The sequence below is a fragment of the Pantoea sp. SORGH_AS_0659 genome (assembly GCF_031453915.1).
Taxonomy (GTDB): Bacteria; Pseudomonadota; Gammaproteobacteria; order Enterobacterales; family Enterobacteriaceae; genus Pantoea; species Pantoea leporis.
The window spans coordinates 3,605,148-3,622,440 of the sequence record NZ_JAVJAK010000001.1; the positions used below are offsets into that span (position 1 = coordinate 3,605,148).

Here is a 17,293-nt window from a genome sequence, read left to right on the forward strand (position 1 = left end):
GTTATCCCAATTTACGTGCGCCAGCCGTATCAAGACGGCAGATGTGGACGAAACCTTCTTCATTCTGCAGATAGTGCTGGCTCAGCCAGTCTGCCATCCGCTGTGCCGTTGCCATCTCGTTGCAAACGGCGAAAAGTGTCGGGCCGGAGCCCGAAATGCCGCACGCCAGTGCGCCAATATCCTGCGCCGCTTTACGCGCATCGGCGAAGCCTGGCAGCAGTTTAGTGCGATACGGCTCGGCGATGACATCCTGCATAAGTTTAGCCGCCAGCTCAGGCTGCCGCGTATGACAAGCGTGAATAAAGCCTGCCAGCAGGCGGCCATGCTTAATGGCATCCTCTTTGCGGTACTGTGCCGGCAGAATGGCGCGCGCTTCGGCGGTGGAGACTTTAATCCCCGGATACGCCATCACCCACAGCCATTCGTCAAAGCACGGCACGTCCTGACTGATGATGCCGTTCTCTTCAATCATCAGCTGCACGCCGCCAAGGAAGCAGGGCGCAACGTTATCAAAGTGTACACTGCCGGAAATACGCCCTTCCAGCTCGCCCATCAGCGCCAGCAGTTCGGTGTCGTTGAGCGGTTTGCCGCAGAATTCGTTCATCGCCATCAAACCGGCAACCACCGAACAAGCACTTGAGCCGAGTCCGGAACCAATCGGCATATTCTTTTCCAGCGTCATCGCCACCGGAACTTGTTTACCAATCGCCTGGCAAAAACGCTCCCAGCACTGATAAACGATGTTCTCCTGCGGATTGGTCGGCAGTTTGCTGACAAAACGCCCGGAGTTCACCAGGCTAAAGCTGTCGGCGGCTTCCACGGAAACGCAGTCACCCAGCAAGGTGCCATCCACCGGCGAAACCGCCGCGCCAAGCACATCAAAGCCGACGCTGACGTTACCTATCGAGGCCGGTGCATAAAATTTTTACCATCATCAAACTCCCAACTTCCACGACAGCGTACGCAACAGGTCAGCAAACACGCCCGCTGCTGTGACATCATTCCCTGCACCATATCCACGCAGAACCAGCGGGATTGGCTGATAGTAGCGGCTGTAGAATGCCAGCGCATTCTCACCGTTCTTCACTTTGTACAGCGGATCGTTGCCGTCCACCGCGTCAATCTTCACTTTGCAGACGCCACCCTCTTCAATCGCGCCGACGAAGCGTAATACTTTACCTTCGTCACGCGCTTTGGCAACGCGCGCGGCAAAGGCGTTATCCAGCTCCGGCAGACGTTGCATAAACTGCTCAACGTCGGCGATCTCCGTCAGGCTGGCGGGCAGCAGCGGTTCGATATCGATATCGCTAAGCTCCAGCTGATGCCCCGCTTCACGCGCCAGAATCAGCAGCTTACGCGCCACATCGGTGCCAGAAAGATCGTCACGTGGATCCGGCTCGGTAAAGCCCATCTCACGCGCCATTTTGGTCGCTTCCGACAGCGAAACGCCCTCATCAAGCTTGCCGAAGATAAAAGAGAGCGAGCCAGAGAGAATACCGGAGAACTTGATCAGTTCATCCCCGGCATTCATCAGGTTTTGCAGGTTTTCGATCACCGGCAAACCGGCACCAACGTTGGTGTCGTATAGGAACTTACGGCGCGATTTTGCTGCCGCTGCACGCATCTGCTGGTAATAATTCCACGACGACGTGTTGGCCTTTTTGTTCGGCGTGACGACATGGAAACCTTCGGCGAGGAAATCGGCATACTGATCGGCAACCGCCTGGCTGGAGGTACAATCGACGATCACCGGGTTTAGCAGATGATACTCTTTCACCAAACGCATCAAGCGACCGAGATTGAACGGCTCTTTGGCTTTGTTCAGTTCTGCCTTCCAGTTGCTGAGATCGATACCGTGTACGTTGGTCAACAGCGCCCGCGAGTTAGCGATGCCGCACACGCGCAGATCGATGTGCTTCTGTTTCAGCCACGTCTGCTGGCGATGCAGCTGATCCAGCAACGCTGCGCCCACACCGCCAACGCCGACCACGAACACTTCAATGACCTGATCGGTAGCGAACAGCATCTGATGCACCACACGCACGCCGGTGGTGACTTCATCGTTGCTCACTACCACCGAGATGGAACGCTCAGACGAGCCCTGCGCAATCGCCACGATATTGATGTTGGCTCGCGCCAGCGCCGAGAAGAATTTAGCCGAGATGCCGCGCAGCGTACGCATGCCATCACCGACCACCGAGATCACCGCCAGCTGTTCCAGCACGTCCAGCGGATCGAGTAAGCCATCTTTCAACTCCAGATAGAACTCCTCTTCCAGCACGCGACGCGCACGCGCCTGCTCGCTTTGCGGTACGCAGAAGCTGATGCTGTATTCCGAAGAGGATTGGGTGATCAGCACCACGGAGATGCCGGTGCGTGACATTGCGGCGAAAACGCGCGCCGCCATGCCGACCATGCCTTTCATGCCCGGACCTGACACGTTGAACATCGCCATGTTATTCAGGTTAGTAATGCCTTTCACCGGATTCTCATCCAGCTCGCCTTCGCCACCAATTAAGGTGCCCGGCGCTTGCGGGTTAGCGGTGTTTTTGATCAGGCAAGGAATCTGGAACTGGGCGATGGGCGCGATGGTACGCGGATGCAAGACTTTGGCGCCGAAGTAGGAGAGCTCCATTGCTTCCTGATACGACATCGATTTTAGTAAGCGCGCATCAGGTACCTGGCGCGGGTCGCAGGTATAAACGCCGTCAACATCGGTCCAGATTTCACAGCAATCAGCGCGCAAACACGCAGCCAACACGGCGGCGGAGTAGTCAGAACCGTTGCGGCCAAGCACCACCAGTTCACCTTTCTCGTTCCCGGCGGTGAAACCGGCCATCAGGATAAAGTGATCGGCTGGGATCTGGCTGGCGGCGATGCGACGCGTGGATTCGGCGATATCAACGGTGGATTCAAGGTAATGACCAATCGCCAGCAACTTCTCCACCGGATCGATAACGGTAACTTTGTGGCCGCGCGCCTGCAGCAGCGCTTCCATAATAGCAATCGACAGCTTTTCGCCACGGCAGATAATGGCGGCATTCACAGCGTCCGGACATTGGCCCAGCAGGCTGATGCCGTGCAGCACTTGTTTAAGCTGCGCAAATTCCAGCTCAACGCGGGTTTTTAGTCCGTCATAATCAAAGCCCGACTGCGCATCACGCAAGCCTTGCAGCAGGTCGGCAAAAATACGTTCGGCATCGCTGATATTCGGCAACGTGTCCAGGCCGCTGATGGTTTTCTCAATCATCGCCACCAGATGATTGGTAATTTTTGCTGGTGCAGAGAGTACGGTCGCAACCTGTCCCTGTTGTGCATTGCTTTCCAGAATATCCGCCACACGGAGAAAACGTTCCGCATTGGCTACTGAGGTTCCGCCGAATTTCAGCACTCGCATATTTGAAGCTCTCCTGAATTTTTGCCGAAAAAAAAGCCCGCACTGTTTAGGTGCGGGCTTTTTTCTTTGTTTTTCCTGTATGCGTCAGCCCGCACCGTTACCTGTGGTAATGGTGGTGGTAATAATAATTGTGGTGTTCAGGCTGAGTTTACGCATTTAGATTTTTTTCTGTCTGTCTTTGTCTTGTCCGTCTGCCTTCCAGAAGTAAAGCAAAGCGCACGTTAAGTCAACGAATTTGTCTTAGCCGCGCCGTCCCTGGCGTTGCGCAGTGCTGCGCTTGCTGAGGCAAAAATTATCGCGATCGTTCAGGAGATGCGGCGGATTGCCGCATCAGTCACTAGCATCTCAGGATTTATCCGAGCAATTATCTATAAGTTTTTTTTCTACGTCGTGTAACAAACGATGCAGCATGGCGCTGTCACGCTGTTCCAGCAGGCCGATGCGCTGATCGATCCAGTCCGCCATTTTGACGTCATCACTCACATCCAGCTTGACCAGCAACTGATGAAAGCGCTGGCGCAATGCCTGCAACTGCTGCTCATTCGCCACTTCTGCGGTCTCAGCCGCAATCTGATTGAGCGCCGACAGCTGATAGCAATACACCATCACTGCCTGACCGAGATTCAGCGACGGATAATCATTGGCCATCGGAATGCCGGTTAACAGATCGACCTGCTCCAGCTCTTCATTGGTTAAGCCGCTGTCTTCACGGCCAAACACCAACGCGATGCGGCTCAGCCATTGGCGCTTCTCCTGCAGGATGTTTTCAACCTGGCTGGGCGTAGCGTAATAGCGGAATTTCGCGCGGCTACGTGCGGTGGTCGCTACGGAAAAATCGACATCCTTGAGCGCCTCGCTCAGCGTGGCGTAGGTTTTGACGTTATCGAGGATCTCACCGGCGCCGTGCGCCACTCGACGTGCTGCGGGATCTTGCCAGGCATCGCTGGTGACAATGCGCAGCTCGCTAAATCCCATGGTTTTCATAGCGCGAGCAGCCGCACCGATATTTTCCGGACGAGCGGGAGAGACAAGGATTAAGGGGAAATGCATGATTTTTCCATCGAACTGTTAACAACTCGCATTATGTTGGCATGCAGCAGAGAAAATACCAACTGCGGCTAGTGGAAAAATAAGATGTTAACGATGTTAAAAGAGGGATAAATCCAGCTGTAGTGGAAATTAGCGGGCATAAGCAAAATTATCGGACCTATTGAATATAAAACCCTTTTCTTTCATATCATTGAAATATAATTTCCTGTGTGTTTTAGTTTTGGTTTTATAAGGACGAAATGTAGCAAAAATGCTGCATTTTGTGAGCTAAACTAGCAATCCTGGAGAAGTTTTTCATAAAAGTGTTAACGTGCTACACTTGCATTTGATATAAGTCAACGAAGCGTTGTTTTTATGCTTATCGGTTGTTGTTGGTGCTGTTAGGTTGCTGTTAATACGGTTAGGATGAGCGCCTGTCCGAGATCCTCGGGGCGTGCAAATATCCATCCTGACTGGCTGAGCTAACACTGAAGTTGACGTAGATGGATGGTGTATTCCGAAGATTATTTCGTATACCGGTTGCAGCACATTAGCGTAACCGACGTACGCCCTGTTTTCGATTTGTTGGCAAATTTTAGGTAGCGAAACATGCAGACCCCGCACATTCTTATCGTTGAAGACGAACTGGTCACGCGTAACACCCTCAAAAGTATCTTTGAGGCAGAAGGTTACGTGGTCTATGAAGCCACCGACGGCGCCGAGATGCATCAGGTTTTGACGGACAATGACGTCAATCTGGTGATTATGGATATCAACCTGCCAGGTAAAAACGGTTTGCTGTTGGCGCGCGAATTGCGTGAGCAAGCAAACGTCGCGCTGATGTTCCTTACCGGCCGTGATAATGAAGTGGATAAAATCCTCGGTCTGGAAATCGGTGCCGATGATTACATCACCAAACCGTTCAACCCGCGTGAGTTGACGATTCGTGCACGCAATTTGCTGTCGCGCACCATGAATCTGGCGATGCCAAGTGAAGAACGCCGTACCGTTGAAAGCTATCGCTTCAACGGTTGGGAGCTGGATATCAACAGCCGCTCACTGATCAGTCCAAACGGCGACCAGTACAAGCTGCCGCGCAGTGAATTCCGCGCCATGCTGCACTTCTGTGAGAACCCAGGCAAAATCCAGACGCGTGGTGACTTGCTGAAGAAGATGACCGGCCGCGAGCTGAAGCCGCATGACCGTACCGTGGATGTCACCATCCGCCGTATTCGTAAGCATTTCGAATCCACGCCAGACACGCCAGAAATCATCGCCACCATTCACGGCGAAGGTTACCGCTTCTGCGGCGAACTGCAGGATTAAAAATTGAAAGAAAAAACGCCCGTCAGGGCGTTTTTTTATGCCTGCATCAATGCCACGGCATAATCGGCACGGCGCTCAGCGCATTCTTCGGCGATCCATCCACCACCTTGTCGGAATAGCTCAGGTACACCAGCGCATGACGTTTCTGGTCAAAGAAGCGCACCACCTGCAGCTTCTTAAACACCAATGATGTGCGTTTTTTGAACACCACTTCACCTTGCGCCTTGCCTTGTGCGATTTTCTCGCTAAGCTCTACCGGTCCCACCTGTTGACAGGAGATGGCCGCGTCGGACGTGTCTTCCGCCAAACCTAGTCCCCCTTTGATACCGCCGGTTTTTGCCCGGCTGATATAACAGGTTACATTTTTTACGTCGGGGTCATCGAAGGCTTCTACCACGATCTTATGATCGGGGCCAAATATCTTGAATACCGTGTCAACTGAGCCGATCTCTTCGGCCTGAACGCCAGCACTGAATACATATGTTGCCAACGTGATTATAAGAATACGAGCTATTGTCATTGAGTTACCATTGCCAATCGAATAGATGAGAATGTAATGTACTGTCAATCGAACAGAGAACCAAACCTAAAAGGGTTTTAACCCACATTGACTTAGCACACTCGATTAGCAAACCGCCCCCACGCTTTTGTGCATTTCGTGCTATTATTCGACGACTTCATAGTTGCGCCACCAGAGAGTTATGAGGATGTTTTATGGACCAAGCCGGTATCATTCGCGATTTGCTTGTCTGGCTGGAGAGCCATCTGGATCAACCGCTTTCATTAGATAACGTTGCGCAGAAAGCAGGCTACTCCAAGTGGCATCTACAGCGGATGTTCAAGGAAGTAACCAGCCACGCGATTGGTGCGTACATTCGCGCGCGTAGGCTGTCGAAAGCCGCGGTGGCGCTTCGCCTGACCAGCCGCCCCATCCTCGACATCGCGTTACAATATCGCTTCGATTCGCAGCAGACCTTTACCCGTGCGTTTAAAAAGCAATTCAACCAAACGCCGGCCTGGTATCGTCGCTCATCGGAGTGGAACTCGTTTGGCATTCGCCCGCCAATTCGTCTCGACGATAACAGCATGCCGGAAGCGCAGTTTGTCACGCTGCCTGAAACGGTGCTGGTCGGCCAGACGCAGAGTTACTCCTGTACGCTGGAGCAGATTTCCAGCTATCGCGATGAGATGCGCCTGCATTTCTGGAAGCAGTTCCTGCTGGAAACCGACACGGTGCCGCCGGTGCTGTATGGCTTGCATCAGGTGCGCGCCAGCCATGAAAAAGATGATGAGCAGGAGATTCTCTACACCACTGCGGTGCCTGCCGATCAGCTGGCAAAAAGCATGCAGTCGAATCAGAGCGTGATTGTGGAAGCCGGTGATTACGTGCAGTTCACCTACAACGGTGCGCGCAGCGCGCTGGGTGAATTTATCCTGCTGCTGTACGGCACTTGTATGCCAACGCTGGGATTAGTGCGTCGTCAGGGACAGGACATCGAGCGTTTCTACACGCACGGGGGTAAAAAGCGTAGCGAGCCGCCAACGGAAATCCGCTGCGAATACCTGATTCCGATTCGCCAACAGAATAACTAATAAAAAAATGCCGTCATCGCGACGGCATTTTTATTTTGGCTTAGCGTTGAAGCTCGTCTAACGCTGGCGCATCCAGATGCGACACATCTCCCGCCGTCTCAACCACCCAACCGGCCGCCAGCCACGCGCTCTGCTGATGATCCACGCGCGAGATCGAGCAATTCCGCAAACGCAAACGACGTTCCGCATGCGCAGGCAAACCGAGAATGGTACTGACCAACACGCCCAGCGCCATCCCGTGGCTGACAATCAGCGGACGGCTGCCGGCAGGCAACTCCAGCAGTGCATTCAGCGCTTCGTGCATACGCGTCGCCATCTCCGCCATCGATTCGCCACCCGGAATACGTCCAGCAGTGGTGCCATCCACCAGCGTTTTCCGCCAGTGTTCCTCTTCTTCGGTTAAGCCATCGAGTGGACGTTGTTCCAGGCAGCCCATATTGAGCTCGCGCAGACGCGCATCGAGCGTCACGGTGCAGCCACACGCATCGGCGATAATCTCTGCCGTACGCCGCGTCCGTCCCAAATCGCTGGCAATCACATGGGTAATGCCCAGCGATTTCACTCGCTCGCCCACTTGCTGAGCCTGCTGCTCACCTTTTTCCGTTAACGGGCTGTCAGACTGCCCCTGAATGCGCCGAGCCGCATTCCATACCGTTTCACCGTGACGAACAAGATAGACCTGTAGCATGCTTAATTTCCGTTATACTGCGACAAATTTGCCTCGAGGGTTCAAACAATTATGTACCATGTTGTCGCAGCCACCATCAACCCGGCAAAAATTCGCGCGATTGCTCAGGCGTTCAACGACGTTTTCGGCGAAGGATCCTGCCACATCGAAGGGGTTGAGGTCGAGAGCGGCGTCGCAGCCCAGCCACTTAGTGATGTTGAAACGCGAACTGGCGCACGTCAGCGGGTTGAGAACGCGCGTCAAACGCGTCCACGGGCCGATTACTGGGTGGCGATCGAAGCGGGAATCGAAGGCGATTGCGCCTTTGCGTGGATGGTGATTGAAAACGCGCAGCAGCGCGGAGAATCACGTTCGGCCAGCTTTACGCTGCCGCCGATTGTCGTGGCAGGCTTGGCTGCCGGGCATGAACTGGGTGATGAGATGGCACGCTTAACCGGCGTGGAGAATATCAAACACAAAGGTGGCGCGATTGGTGCCCTCACCCACGGCCTGCTTAGCCGCTCCAGCGTCTACCATCAGGCGTTGATTCTGGCGCTGTGTCCGTTCACCCATCCGCTCTACAGCCAGCGTTAACCGCGGCCAAGACGCGCTTCCAGCCAGCGTTTTAGCTCTGGCGGCGCCTCTTTCAGACTATTAGACCCGCGCGTAATGGTGGCGATGCCGACGCCCAACTCATTCTTCAGTTCACGCTGGCTCATATCGCCGTTCATCAGCTCTTCAATAATGCGCAAACGCGTCCCGTAGGATTCACGTTCATCCGGCGTCATCATCAGTTGTAATAACGGCAGCGCCACGCCATCGGCAAAGGCATTTTGCATCAGTTCGATAAATCGCAGCCAGTTATCTTCAACAGGCTGAGCCGATTCCGGCTGGGAAGAAAGGGGTTGGCTCATGAAGGGCTTCCGTACTCATTAACGAGTACGGAAGCATAGCACAGTCAATACTGGCGATTCCACTCACTGTCGGCGAGAATCTTGTCCGGCTTGCCCATGAAGTAGCGGTAATAGGCATCGTAGGCCAGCACGTTTTTCACGTAGCCACGCGTTTCGGAGAACGGAATGGTTTCGATAAACGCCACCGCATCCAGATTACCACCGCTGGTTTTCTGCCAGCTGCGCACGCGTCCCGGACCGGCATTATAGGCGGCCGAAGAGAAGATGCGGTTCTGACCAAACTGCTGATAGACATACTCCAGATACTGCGTACCGATCTGAATATTGGTCTGCGGATCCAGCAGCTGGCTGCTGTTCACATAGCCGGGAATGTTATACATCTTCACGGTATGCGTCGCCGTAGCGGGCATCACCTGCATCAATCCGCTGGCGCCCACCGGTGAACGCGCTTTCGGATTCCACGCGCTCTCCTGGCGTGAAATCGCCATCGCATAACTCTGCGGAATGCCTTTGTCGCTGGTGTATTGCTGGTAAAGGTTTTGCCACGCCAGCGGGAAGCGCTCTTTCAGGCTATCCCACATTTTCGCGGTGATGGTGGCCTGCACGCTGAGATCCCACCAATCCTGCTCGTTAGCGTAACGCGCTAGCATCTGCTGCTGCGAACGGGTTTTGCTGGAGATCAGATTGGCCCACTCGCTGCGTGCCAGGTTATCCAGCCCCCAATACATCAGCTCACGCACGCGCGCCATTTCCGCACCTTGCGTCACGCTGCTGTCGGCTGCCGGAGCCTTGTCGACCTGCAACGGATACTCCACGCCCAAACGCTGCGCCGCGACCATCGGATAGAAGCCGCGCGCCTGCATCAGCTTCCGCAGAATATCATTGGCTTCCTCTTTGCGGCCCTGCGAAATCAGCAAATCCGCCTGCCAGTATTGCCACTCATCTTTCTCTTTGGCTTCCACCGGCAAACGCGCGATCCAGGTATTGAGACCACGACGATCGTTCTGGCTCAGCGCCAGGCGTACGCGGCGCTCCACCAGCGCGGTAGATTCGCTGTTCATCACCACCGCATCACGCCAGCGCGCCTGCTCGCTGGTGAGATCCGCGCCCATCATGCGCCACACCACGGTCTCTTTCAGATCCTGCTCATCGGCCTGGCTCATCTTCTGCGCCTGCACCAGCTGCGGGATCATCATGCGCGCGTTATCCATATCCTCACGCGCCACGCGGGCGAAGGCATAGCTGGTCGCCATGCGGGTGAAATCGGTGGGTCCCATGCTGCTGGCAAAGGTGGTGACGGTTTGCGGATTCTGCTGCAGCGCAATCAGCGCGCTGGCGGTGGTTTGATAATCCGCCGGCAGCATTTTCGCCAGGTAATTCACCAGGCTGTCGTTACCGGCTTTCATCGCCAGACGAATACGCTCGAGAATGGTGATCGGCGAGAGTTGCCCGCTGGCTTGCCATACCGAAAACAGCTTGTCGCAGTCGTTCGGCAACGCGGTGCCGCGCAGCCAAATCTCTTTCGCACCGGCAAACGCCGCCTGCTGCTGGCCGGTCGCCCACTTAGCGTAATACCAGTTACAGCGCGCCTGCACCGGTTTCGGTTCATCCGGGCTGAAGCTGAGTACGCCCTGCCAATCCTGACGGTTTGCCAGCACATTCACAAAGCGCGTTGAGAGCGAGCGCGCCGGTGGCAGCGTAGGATACTGTTGAATAAAGTTCTTCACCGCCAGCGGCGTCTCTTGATCGAGATCCTGCGCCAGCAGGCGATATTGCAGATAAGGATAAAGCGGATAATCCTGCAGCGTCGGCATCAGCTGCGTCACCTGGTCCATCTGTTTGTTATCCCAGGCTTGCTTGATTTGCGCATAGCGCTGTCGCTGCTGATCCAGCGAATCGGCCCATACGCTGCTGGCCGTGCTGACCAGACAGATCCCTAGCATCCAGTAACGCCACTTCTCCATTACGCTCTCCTCTCAGTGCTGCGATCCAGCTCATGCCAGACTTCCTTCATGCTAACCAGGCCAACCGTCTCTTGCCATGTTCTTCACAAAATTTACGCTCGCGCACCGCCGTTGCGCAGCGTTTGCGCCGCCGTTGTGCAATTTATCATCAGAAAAACGTATTACACATCAATTAACTACGCGGTTTCATCGGCTTACAAAAATGGCACGCGCTTTGCTCTGTTGAATTCCATCTTGTATACCAGTTGGAATTCACACATGGCATTGACCTTTGGCTTTACGCTCCAGGATTGGCAACGCAGTTACCAACAGGATCCACAACAGATTACCGCCTTGCTGGCGGCTCATCTCGACGCCATCGACGCGCAGGATAACGCGTGGCTCTATCTTGCCACGCCCGCGCAACTGCAGGCACAGATTGAACCGCTGCTGGCGAGCTATCAGCGCAACCCGGCGGCGCTGCCGCTGTTTGGCGTGCCGTTTGCGGTAAAAGATAATATTGATGTCGCCGGCTGGCCGACCAGCGCCGCCTGCCCGGCCTTCACCTACACCGCCGAAGCCGATGCCTTTGTTGTCGCGCAGCTCAAAGCAGCAGGCGCGGTGGTGATTGGCAAAACCAACCTCGACCAATACGCCACCGGCTTAGTCGGCACGCGTTCGCCGTTTGGTGCGGTGAGCAACACCTTCAATCCTGATTACGTCAGCGGCGGCTCCAGCTCCGGTTCTGCGTCGGTGCTGGCGCGCGGTCTGGTGGGCTTCTCGCTCGGCACCGACACCGCCGGTTCGGGCCGCGTGCCCGCCGGTTTTAACAACATTGTCGGCCTCAAGCCGACCAAAGGTTGGTTCTCTGCCAGCGGCGTGGTGCCCGCTTGCCGCCTCAATGACACCATTTCCGTTTTCGCGTTAACCGTCGAAGATGCCTTCGCGGTGGCTACCGCAGCGGGCGGCTATGACGCGGGCGATGCCTATTCGCGCAGCAATCCGCACACCGCGCCAGCCAGCTTCAAAGCGCAGCCCGATTTCGCCATTCCCGCCACGCCTGAATTCTTCGGCGACAAGCAAGCCGAAGCGGCCTGGCTGGCGGCGCTGGAGCAATTGCAGGCCGGCGGCGCCACACTGCATCCAATCGATTTTTCTCTGTTCCATCAACTCGCCGAGCAGCTCTATTACGGTCCGTGGGTTGCCGAGCGCACCGTGGCGGTGGGCGAGATGATCCATCGCCCGGAAGAGATGGATCCGGTGGTGTACGGCATCGTCAGCAGCGGCCTGAAATACACGGCGGTGGAAGCCTATCAGGCGGAATACCTACGCGCCGAACTGACGCGCCAGATTCAGCAAACGCTGGCGCAGTTCGATGCGCTGTTGGTGCCCACCTCGCCAACCATCCATACGCTGGACGAAATGCAGCAGGAGCCGGTGCACTACAACTCGCAGTTCGGCACCTACACCAATTTCACCAACCTGGCCGATCTCAGCGCGCTGGCGCTGCCTGCGCCGTTCCGCGCCGATGGATTGCCCGCCGGCATCACGCTGATTGCACCTGCGTGGCACGATCGCGCACTGGCTGGTTTTGGCCTGCGCTGGCAGCAGCAGATGGCGCTGCCGCTCGGTGCCACTGGCAAAGCAGCGCCCGCACAATCATACGCGCTGCCGATTTCAACCGATCACGTCCGCGTGGCGGTGGTGGGTGCGCATCTCACCGGCATGCCGCTCAACTTCCAGCTCACCACGCGCCAGGCGGTGCTGGTCGAGGAGACGCAAACCGCCAGCCATTACCGTCTGTTCGCCCTGCTCGATGGCCCGATTAAGAAGCCGGGCCTGCTGCGTGGCGAGAGCGGTGCGGCGATCACCGTGGAACTGTGGGATATCCCGCTGGCGCGCTTTGGCGAGTTCGTGGCGGAAATCCCGGCCCCGCTCGGCATTGGCTCGCTGACGCTGGCCGACGGACGCATCGTAAAAGGCTTTATCTGTGAACCGGCGGTGCTGTCGCAGGCGCTGGAAATTACCGAATTTGGCGGCTGGCGCAACTGGCTGGCCTCTCTGGGGAGTAAATAAGCATGTTCAGCACCGTTCTGATTGCTAACCGTGGCGAAATCGCCTGCCGCGCCATTCGCACCTTAAAACGCCTCGGCGTGAAAAGCGTCGCCGTCTATTCCGATGCTGACCGCAACGCGCGCCACGTCAAAGAAGCAGACGTCGCCATCGCCCTCGGCGGCGACAAAGCCAGCGACAGCTATTTACGCATCGATAAAATCCTCGCCGCCGCGCAGGAAACCGGCGCGCAAGCCATTTGGCCGGGCTACGGTTTCCTGTCAGAAAGCCTGCCGTTTGCCGATGCCTGTGAAAAAGCCGGCATCGCCTTTGTCGGCCCCACCGCGCAGCAGATTGGCGAGTTTGGCCTGAAACACCGCGCGCGTGAGCTCGCCGCCAGCGCAGGCGTGCCGATGACGCCGGGCACGCCGCTGCTGAGTTCGCTGGAAGAAGCTTTAAGCGCCGCCGACACCATCGGCTATCCGGTGATGCTGAAAAGCACGGCAGGCGGTGGCGGCATTGGCCTGACGCGCTGCGCCGACGCCGATGCGCTGCGCAATGCGTGGGAGAGCGTGCGCCGCCTTGGCGAGCAGTTCTTCAGCGATGCGGGCGTGTTTTTAGAACGCTGCATCGATCGCGCGCGCCACGTTGAAGTGCAGATTTTTGGCGACGGCAGCGGCAAAGTGATCGCGCTCGGCGAACGCGACTGTTCGCTGCAGCGCCGCAACCAGAAAGTGGTGGAAGAGACGCCTGCCCCCAATCTGCCGCAGGCAACGCGTGAAGCGCTGCTCTCTTCTGCAGTACGCCTTGGCGAGCTGGTGAATTATCGCAGCGCCGGTACGGTGGAATACATCTACGACGCCGAACAAGATGCCTTCTACTTCCTCGAAGTAAACACCCGCCTGCAGGTTGAACATCCTGTCACCGAATGCGTCACCGGCCTCGATCTGGTTGAGTGCATGCTGAAAGTCGCCGCTGGCGATGCCCTCGACTGGGCGCGCCTGCAGCAAGCGCCCGCTGGCGCATCGATTGAAGTGCGTATCTACGCCGAAGATCCGCTGAAAAACTTCCAGCCCAGCCCCGGCGTGCTGACCCACGTCAGTTTCCCGGATGACGTGCGCGTTGATGGCTGGATCGCTACCGGCACCGAAGTCTCGGCGTTTTACGATCCGATGGTCGCCAAACTGATCGTGCATGCCGACACGCGCGCAGCGGCGCTGGCGAAGATGCAGCAGGCGCTCGACGCCACGCAGCTGCACGGCATCGCCAGCAATCTCGATTATCTGCGCCAGATCGTCGCCACCGACGCCTTCCGCAGCGGCAACGTGTGGACGCGCTTCCTCGATAGCTTCACACCAGCCGCCAGCGTGATTGAAGTGCTGCAACCCGGCACCTTCAGCAGCATTCAGGATTTCCCTGGCCGCCTCGGTTATTGGGATATCGGCGTGCCACCGTCCGGCCCAATGGACGATTTCGCCTTCCGCCTCGCCAACCGCATTGTTGGCAACCACGACAGCGCCGCCGGACTGGAATTCACGCTGCAAGGCCCCACGCTGCGCTTCCACAGCGATGCCGTTATCGCCCTGACCGGCGCTGATTGCCCAGCCGACGTCGATGGCGAAAACATCGCCTACTGGCAGCCCGTCAGCGTCATAGCGGGACAAACCCTGACGCTGGGCCGCGCGCAGAGCGGCTGCCGCACCTACTTAGCGGTACGCAACGGGTTCGATGTGCCGGAATATCTCGGCAGCCGATCCACCTTCTCACTCGGCCAGTTTGGCGGCCACGCCGGACGCACTCTGCGCGTCGCCGACATGCTGCCAATTTCTCAGCCGCAGCTCGCTGCCTGCACCACGCCCGCGCCGGTCAGCGCACCGCAGGCGCTCGATCATGCGCTGGTGCCGCACTACGGCACTGAATGGCGCATCGGCGTATTGTATGGACCGCATGGCGCACCGGATTTCTTCACTCAGGCGGCGATTGATGAGTTCTTTGCCAGCGACTGGCAGGTGCACTACAACTCCAACCGCCTCGGCGTGCGTTTGGTTGGCCCGAAACCGACATGGACGCGCGCCAACGGCGGCGAAGCCGGCCTGCATCCGTCCAACGTGCATGACTGCGAATACGCCATCGGCGCGGTGAACTTCACCGGCGACTTCCCGGTGATCCTGACGCACGACGGCCCTAGCCTCGGCGGCTTCGTCTGCCCGGTGACCATCGCCAAAGCCGAACTGTGGAAAGTCGGCCAGGTGAAACCGGGCGATAAAATTCGCTTCCACCCAATCAGCGCCGACGAAGCGGTGGCGCTGGAAAAAGCCCAGGCGCACAGCGTGGCCACGCTGCGCAGCAGCCACGCGCCGGCCTTTGCGGTGCCCTCTTTAGCAGCCAGCGCTATCGGTTCCGCCACCTTGCTGGCGGCGCTCCCCGCCACGGCAACCACGCCAGCGGCGGTTTATCGCCAGGCGGGCGACAAATATGTGCTGATTGAGTACGGCGATAACGTGCTGGATCTGGCGCTGCGTCTGCGCGTGCATCTGCTGATGAATGCGCTACGTGAACGCGCGGTGCCGGGCGTGGAAGAGCTGTCGCCGGGCGTGCGCTCTCTGCAGGTACGCTACGACAGCCTGATTCTCAGCCAGAAACAGCTGATGCAGCTGCTGCTGGAACTGGAAGCCGGGCTCGGCGATGTCAGCCAGCTGAAAGTGCCGTCGCGCATTGTCTGGATGCCGATGGCCTTCGAAGATAGCGCCACGCTCGGCGCGGTCGAACGTTATCAGGAAACCGTGCGTGCCAGCGCGCCGTGGCTGCCAAATAACGTCGATTTTATCCAGCGTATTAATGGCCTGCCGAGCCGCGAAGCGGTGCGCGACACCCTTTTTGATGCCAGCTACCTGATTCTCGGCCTTGGCGATGTCTATCTCGGCGCGCCGTGCGCGGTACCGATCGATCCACGCCATCGCCTGCTGAGCTCCAAATACAGCCCGGCGCGCACCTTTACCGCCGAAGGCACGGTTGGCATTGGCGGCATGTACATGTGCATCTACGGCATGGATTCACCCGGCGGTTATCAGCTGGTGGGCCGCACGCTGCCAATCTGGAACAAGTTCCTCAAAAATGAACAGTTTGCGGCCGACGAGCCGTGGCTGCTGCACTTCTTCGATCAGGTGCGCTTTTATCCGGTAACGGAAAACGAACTGACGCAGCTGCGCGATGACTTCCGCGAAGGCCGCGCCACGGTGCGCATCGAAGAAACGGTCTTCGACTTCGCCGCCCATCATCAATTCCTGGCGGAAAATGCCGCATCGATCAGTGATTTCCGCCAGCGTCAGTCCGCCGCCTTCGAACAGGAAGTGACGCTGTGGGCGCAGGAAGAGCAGAACGCGCCGCTCACCAGCGAGGAGACGCTGGTGGTGGCCGAAGCCGACGACGATGCGCTGGCGGTGTGCGCCGATATGAACGGCAACATCTGGAAAGTGCTGGTGCAGCCGGGCGACGCGGTGGAAGCCGGTCAAACGCTGATCATCGTGGAAGCGATGAAAATGGAACTGGCGATTGTCGCGCCGCAGGCCGGCACGGTGAAACGCATTGCCTGCCAGGCAGGACGTCCGGTGAGTCCGGGCGATGCCCTGCTGTGGCTGGAATAAGGAGCTGGCATGAACACGAGCCCTCGTAGCAAAGGTCGTCCGGAAGCACTGGCCGAAAAGGTTTATCAGGCGCTGAAACAGGACATTTTTGAGTTCCGACTGATGCCGGGCGATCGCTTCAGCGAAAACGAAATCGCCGATCGGCTGGAAGTGAGCCGCACGCCGGTGCGTCAGGCGCTGTTCTGGCTGGAGCGCGAGGGCTACGTCGAAGTGTGGTTCCGCAGCGGCTGGCAGGTGAAGCCGTTTGACTTTGAATATTTCGAAGAGCTGTACGACTTTCGCACCGTGCTGGAGTGCGAAGCGGTGCGCCGCTTGTGCGCACTGCCCGCACCGCAGTGCATCGACATGCTCACCGCGCTGAAAAGCTTCTGGATGGATGCACCGCCTCTGGCGGATGGCAAAGCGGTTTCGGCGCAGGATGAAGCCTTTCACATGGCGCTGGTGGCCGCCGCTGGCAATCAGGAGATGGCGCGCATCCACGCCGAACTGACCGAAAAAATCCGCATCATTCGCCGTCTCGATTTTACCCGAGACGACCGAATGGAGGCGACATACCGCGAGCACGCTCAGATTTTACGGGCGATTTTCCAGCAACAAACCGAGGAGGCGCAGCGCATTTTAACCGACCACATCGCCGTCAGTAAGGCAGAGGTCAGAAAGATCACATTGCATATGTTACAGCAGGCTCGACTTCAACCCATTGAATAACAATACAAACATCGTGAGGG

Annotated in this window: 14 protein-coding genes and 1 other annotated feature; of the genes, 6 read left to right on the forward strand and 8 right to left on the reverse strand. The window is 57.3% G+C overall.

The genetic code is table 11. The features are described 5' to 3' along the window. Position 1: 1 nt before the first annotated feature. From thrB to Q3H59_RS17060, 4 genes are all read right to left on the reverse strand, one after another. Entirely contained in the window at positions 2-904 is a 903-nt protein-coding gene (gene thrB, locus Q3H59_RS17050) for a homoserine kinase (RefSeq protein WP_309836739.1), read from the reverse strand. Between the two features lie 30 nt (positions 905-934). Next, positions 935-3,397, reverse strand: coding sequence for a bifunctional aspartate kinase/homoserine dehydrogenase I (gene thrA, locus Q3H59_RS17055; RefSeq protein WP_309835983.1), 2,463 nt, complete (start codon positions 3,395-3,397; stop codon positions 935-937). A 26-nt stretch (positions 3,398-3,423) separates the two neighbouring features. After that, positions 3,424-3,546 (reverse strand) — a sequence feature (Thr leader region). Further along, positions 3,482-3,553: a thr operon leader peptide gene (gene thrL / locus Q3H59_RS24740; protein WP_071531027.1), complete on the reverse strand. Its 72-nt coding sequence runs from the start codon at positions 3,551-3,553 to the stop codon at positions 3,482-3,484. It overlaps the preceding feature by 65 nt. A gap of 189 nt (positions 3,554-3,742) precedes the next feature. Beyond that, positions 3,743-4,447 (reverse strand): tRNA/rRNA methyltransferase, encoded by a 705-nt coding sequence (locus tag Q3H59_RS17060; protein ID WP_309835986.1) that lies wholly within the window; start codon positions 4,445-4,447, stop codon positions 3,743-3,745. Between the two features lie 588 nt (positions 4,448-5,035). Between Q3H59_RS17060 and arcA the strand changes: the two genes are divergently transcribed. Further along, positions 5,036-5,752 (forward strand): two-component system response regulator ArcA, encoded by a 717-nt coding sequence (gene arcA / locus Q3H59_RS17065; RefSeq protein ID WP_137385127.1) that lies wholly within the window; start codon positions 5,036-5,038, stop codon positions 5,750-5,752. Between the two features lie 46 nt (positions 5,753-5,798). Here arcA and creA read toward each other — a convergent pair whose 3' ends face one another. After that, the gene (gene creA, locus Q3H59_RS17070) at positions 5,799-6,272 is read right to left on the reverse strand and encodes a protein CreA (RefSeq protein WP_101762161.1); all 474 of its coding nucleotides are present in this window, start codon (positions 6,270-6,272) and stop codon (positions 5,799-5,801) included. A gap of 194 nt (positions 6,273-6,466) precedes the next feature. Here creA and robA point away from each other — a divergent pair, with 194 nt between their 5' ends. Further along, the gene (robA, locus tag Q3H59_RS17075) at positions 6,467-7,345 is read left to right on the forward strand and encodes an MDR efflux pump AcrAB transcriptional activator RobA (protein ID WP_101762162.1); all 879 of its coding nucleotides are present in this window, start codon (positions 6,467-6,469) and stop codon (positions 7,343-7,345) included. Between the two features lie 40 nt (positions 7,346-7,385). Here the strand turns inward: robA and gpmB are convergent, their stop codons facing one another. Beyond that, entirely contained in the window at positions 7,386-8,033 is a 648-nt protein-coding gene (gpmB, locus tag Q3H59_RS17080) for a 2,3-diphosphoglycerate-dependent phosphoglycerate mutase GpmB (protein WP_101762163.1), read from the reverse strand. 51 nt (positions 8,034-8,084) lie between these two features. On the opposite strand from gpmB, the gene yjjX reads away from it, so the two are divergent. Then, entirely contained in the window at positions 8,085-8,606 is a 522-nt protein-coding gene (gene yjjX / locus Q3H59_RS17085; protein WP_101762164.1) for an inosine/xanthosine triphosphatase, read from the forward strand. On the opposite strand, the gene trpR is transcribed toward yjjX, so the two are convergent. Together trpR and sltY are read right to left on the reverse strand one after the other, a co-directional pair. Further along, positions 8,603-8,926 (reverse strand): trp operon repressor, encoded by a 324-nt coding sequence (trpR, locus tag Q3H59_RS17090; RefSeq protein ID WP_101762165.1) that lies wholly within the window; start codon positions 8,924-8,926, stop codon positions 8,603-8,605. The genes yjjX and trpR overlap by 4 nt on opposite strands. Positions 8,927-8,970: 44 nt before the next feature. Then, positions 8,971-10,890, reverse strand: a complete 1,920-nt coding sequence (sltY, locus tag Q3H59_RS17095; protein ID WP_110867496.1) for a murein transglycosylase — start codon at positions 10,888-10,890, stop codon at positions 8,971-8,973. Between the two features lie 258 nt (positions 10,891-11,148). Here sltY and atzF point away from each other — a divergent pair, with 258 nt between their 5' ends. Genes atzF through Q3H59_RS17110 form a run of 3 tightly spaced genes read left to right on the forward strand, consistent with a single transcriptional unit; the run spans position 11,149 to position 17,273 of the window. Further along, a complete protein-coding gene (atzF, locus tag Q3H59_RS17100; RefSeq protein WP_309835992.1) occupies positions 11,149-12,945 on the forward strand; it encodes an allophanate hydrolase in 1,797 nt (598 codons plus the stop codon). 2 nt (positions 12,946-12,947) lie between these two features. Beyond that, positions 12,948-16,565 carry an urea carboxylase gene (uca, locus tag Q3H59_RS17105; RefSeq protein ID WP_309835995.1) on the forward strand — a complete coding sequence of 1,206 codons (3,618 nt, stop codon included), beginning with the start codon at positions 12,948-12,950 and terminating at the stop codon, positions 16,563-16,565. Between the two features lie 9 nt (positions 16,566-16,574). Next, positions 16,575-17,273 carry a GntR family transcriptional regulator gene (locus Q3H59_RS17110; RefSeq protein ID WP_192412422.1) on the forward strand — a complete coding sequence of 233 codons (699 nt, stop codon included), beginning with the start codon at positions 16,575-16,577 and terminating at the stop codon, positions 17,271-17,273. Positions 17,274-17,293: the final 20 nt, after the last annotated feature.

Coding starts and splice junctions, on each gene's coding strand:
- yjjX (WP_101762164.1), top strand. CDS start 8,085: ATGTACCATGTTGTCGCAGCCACCATCAACCCGGCAAAAATTCGCGCG.
- trpR (WP_101762165.1), bottom strand. CDS start 8,926: ATGAGCCAACCCCTTTCTTCCCAGCCGGAATCGGCTCAGCCTGTTGAA.
- uca (WP_309835995.1), top strand. CDS start 12,948: ATGTTCAGCACCGTTCTGATTGCTAACCGTGGCGAAATCGCCTGCCGC.
- creA (WP_101762161.1), bottom strand. CDS start 6,272: ATGACAATAGCTCGTATTCTTATAATCACGTTGGCAACATATGTATTC.
- gpmB (WP_101762163.1), bottom strand. CDS start 8,033: ATGCTACAGGTCTATCTTGTTCGTCACGGTGAAACGGTATGGAATGCG.
- atzF (WP_309835992.1), top strand. CDS start 11,149: ATGGCATTGACCTTTGGCTTTACGCTCCAGGATTGGCAACGCAGTTAC.
- Q3H59_RS17060 (WP_309835986.1), bottom strand. CDS start 4,447: ATGCATTTCCCCTTAATCCTTGTCTCTCCCGCTCGTCCGGAAAATATC.
- thrA (WP_309835983.1), bottom strand. CDS start 3,397: ATGCGAGTGCTGAAATTCGGCGGAACCTCAGTAGCCAATGCGGAACGT.
- robA (WP_101762162.1), top strand. CDS start 6,467: ATGGACCAAGCCGGTATCATTCGCGATTTGCTTGTCTGGCTGGAGAGC.
- Q3H59_RS17110 (WP_192412422.1), top strand. CDS start 16,575: ATGAACACGAGCCCTCGTAGCAAAGGTCGTCCGGAAGCACTGGCCGAA.
- arcA (WP_137385127.1), top strand. CDS start 5,036: ATGCAGACCCCGCACATTCTTATCGTTGAAGACGAACTGGTCACGCGT.
- sltY (WP_110867496.1), bottom strand. CDS start 10,890: ATGGAGAAGTGGCGTTACTGGATGCTAGGGATCTGTCTGGTCAGCACG.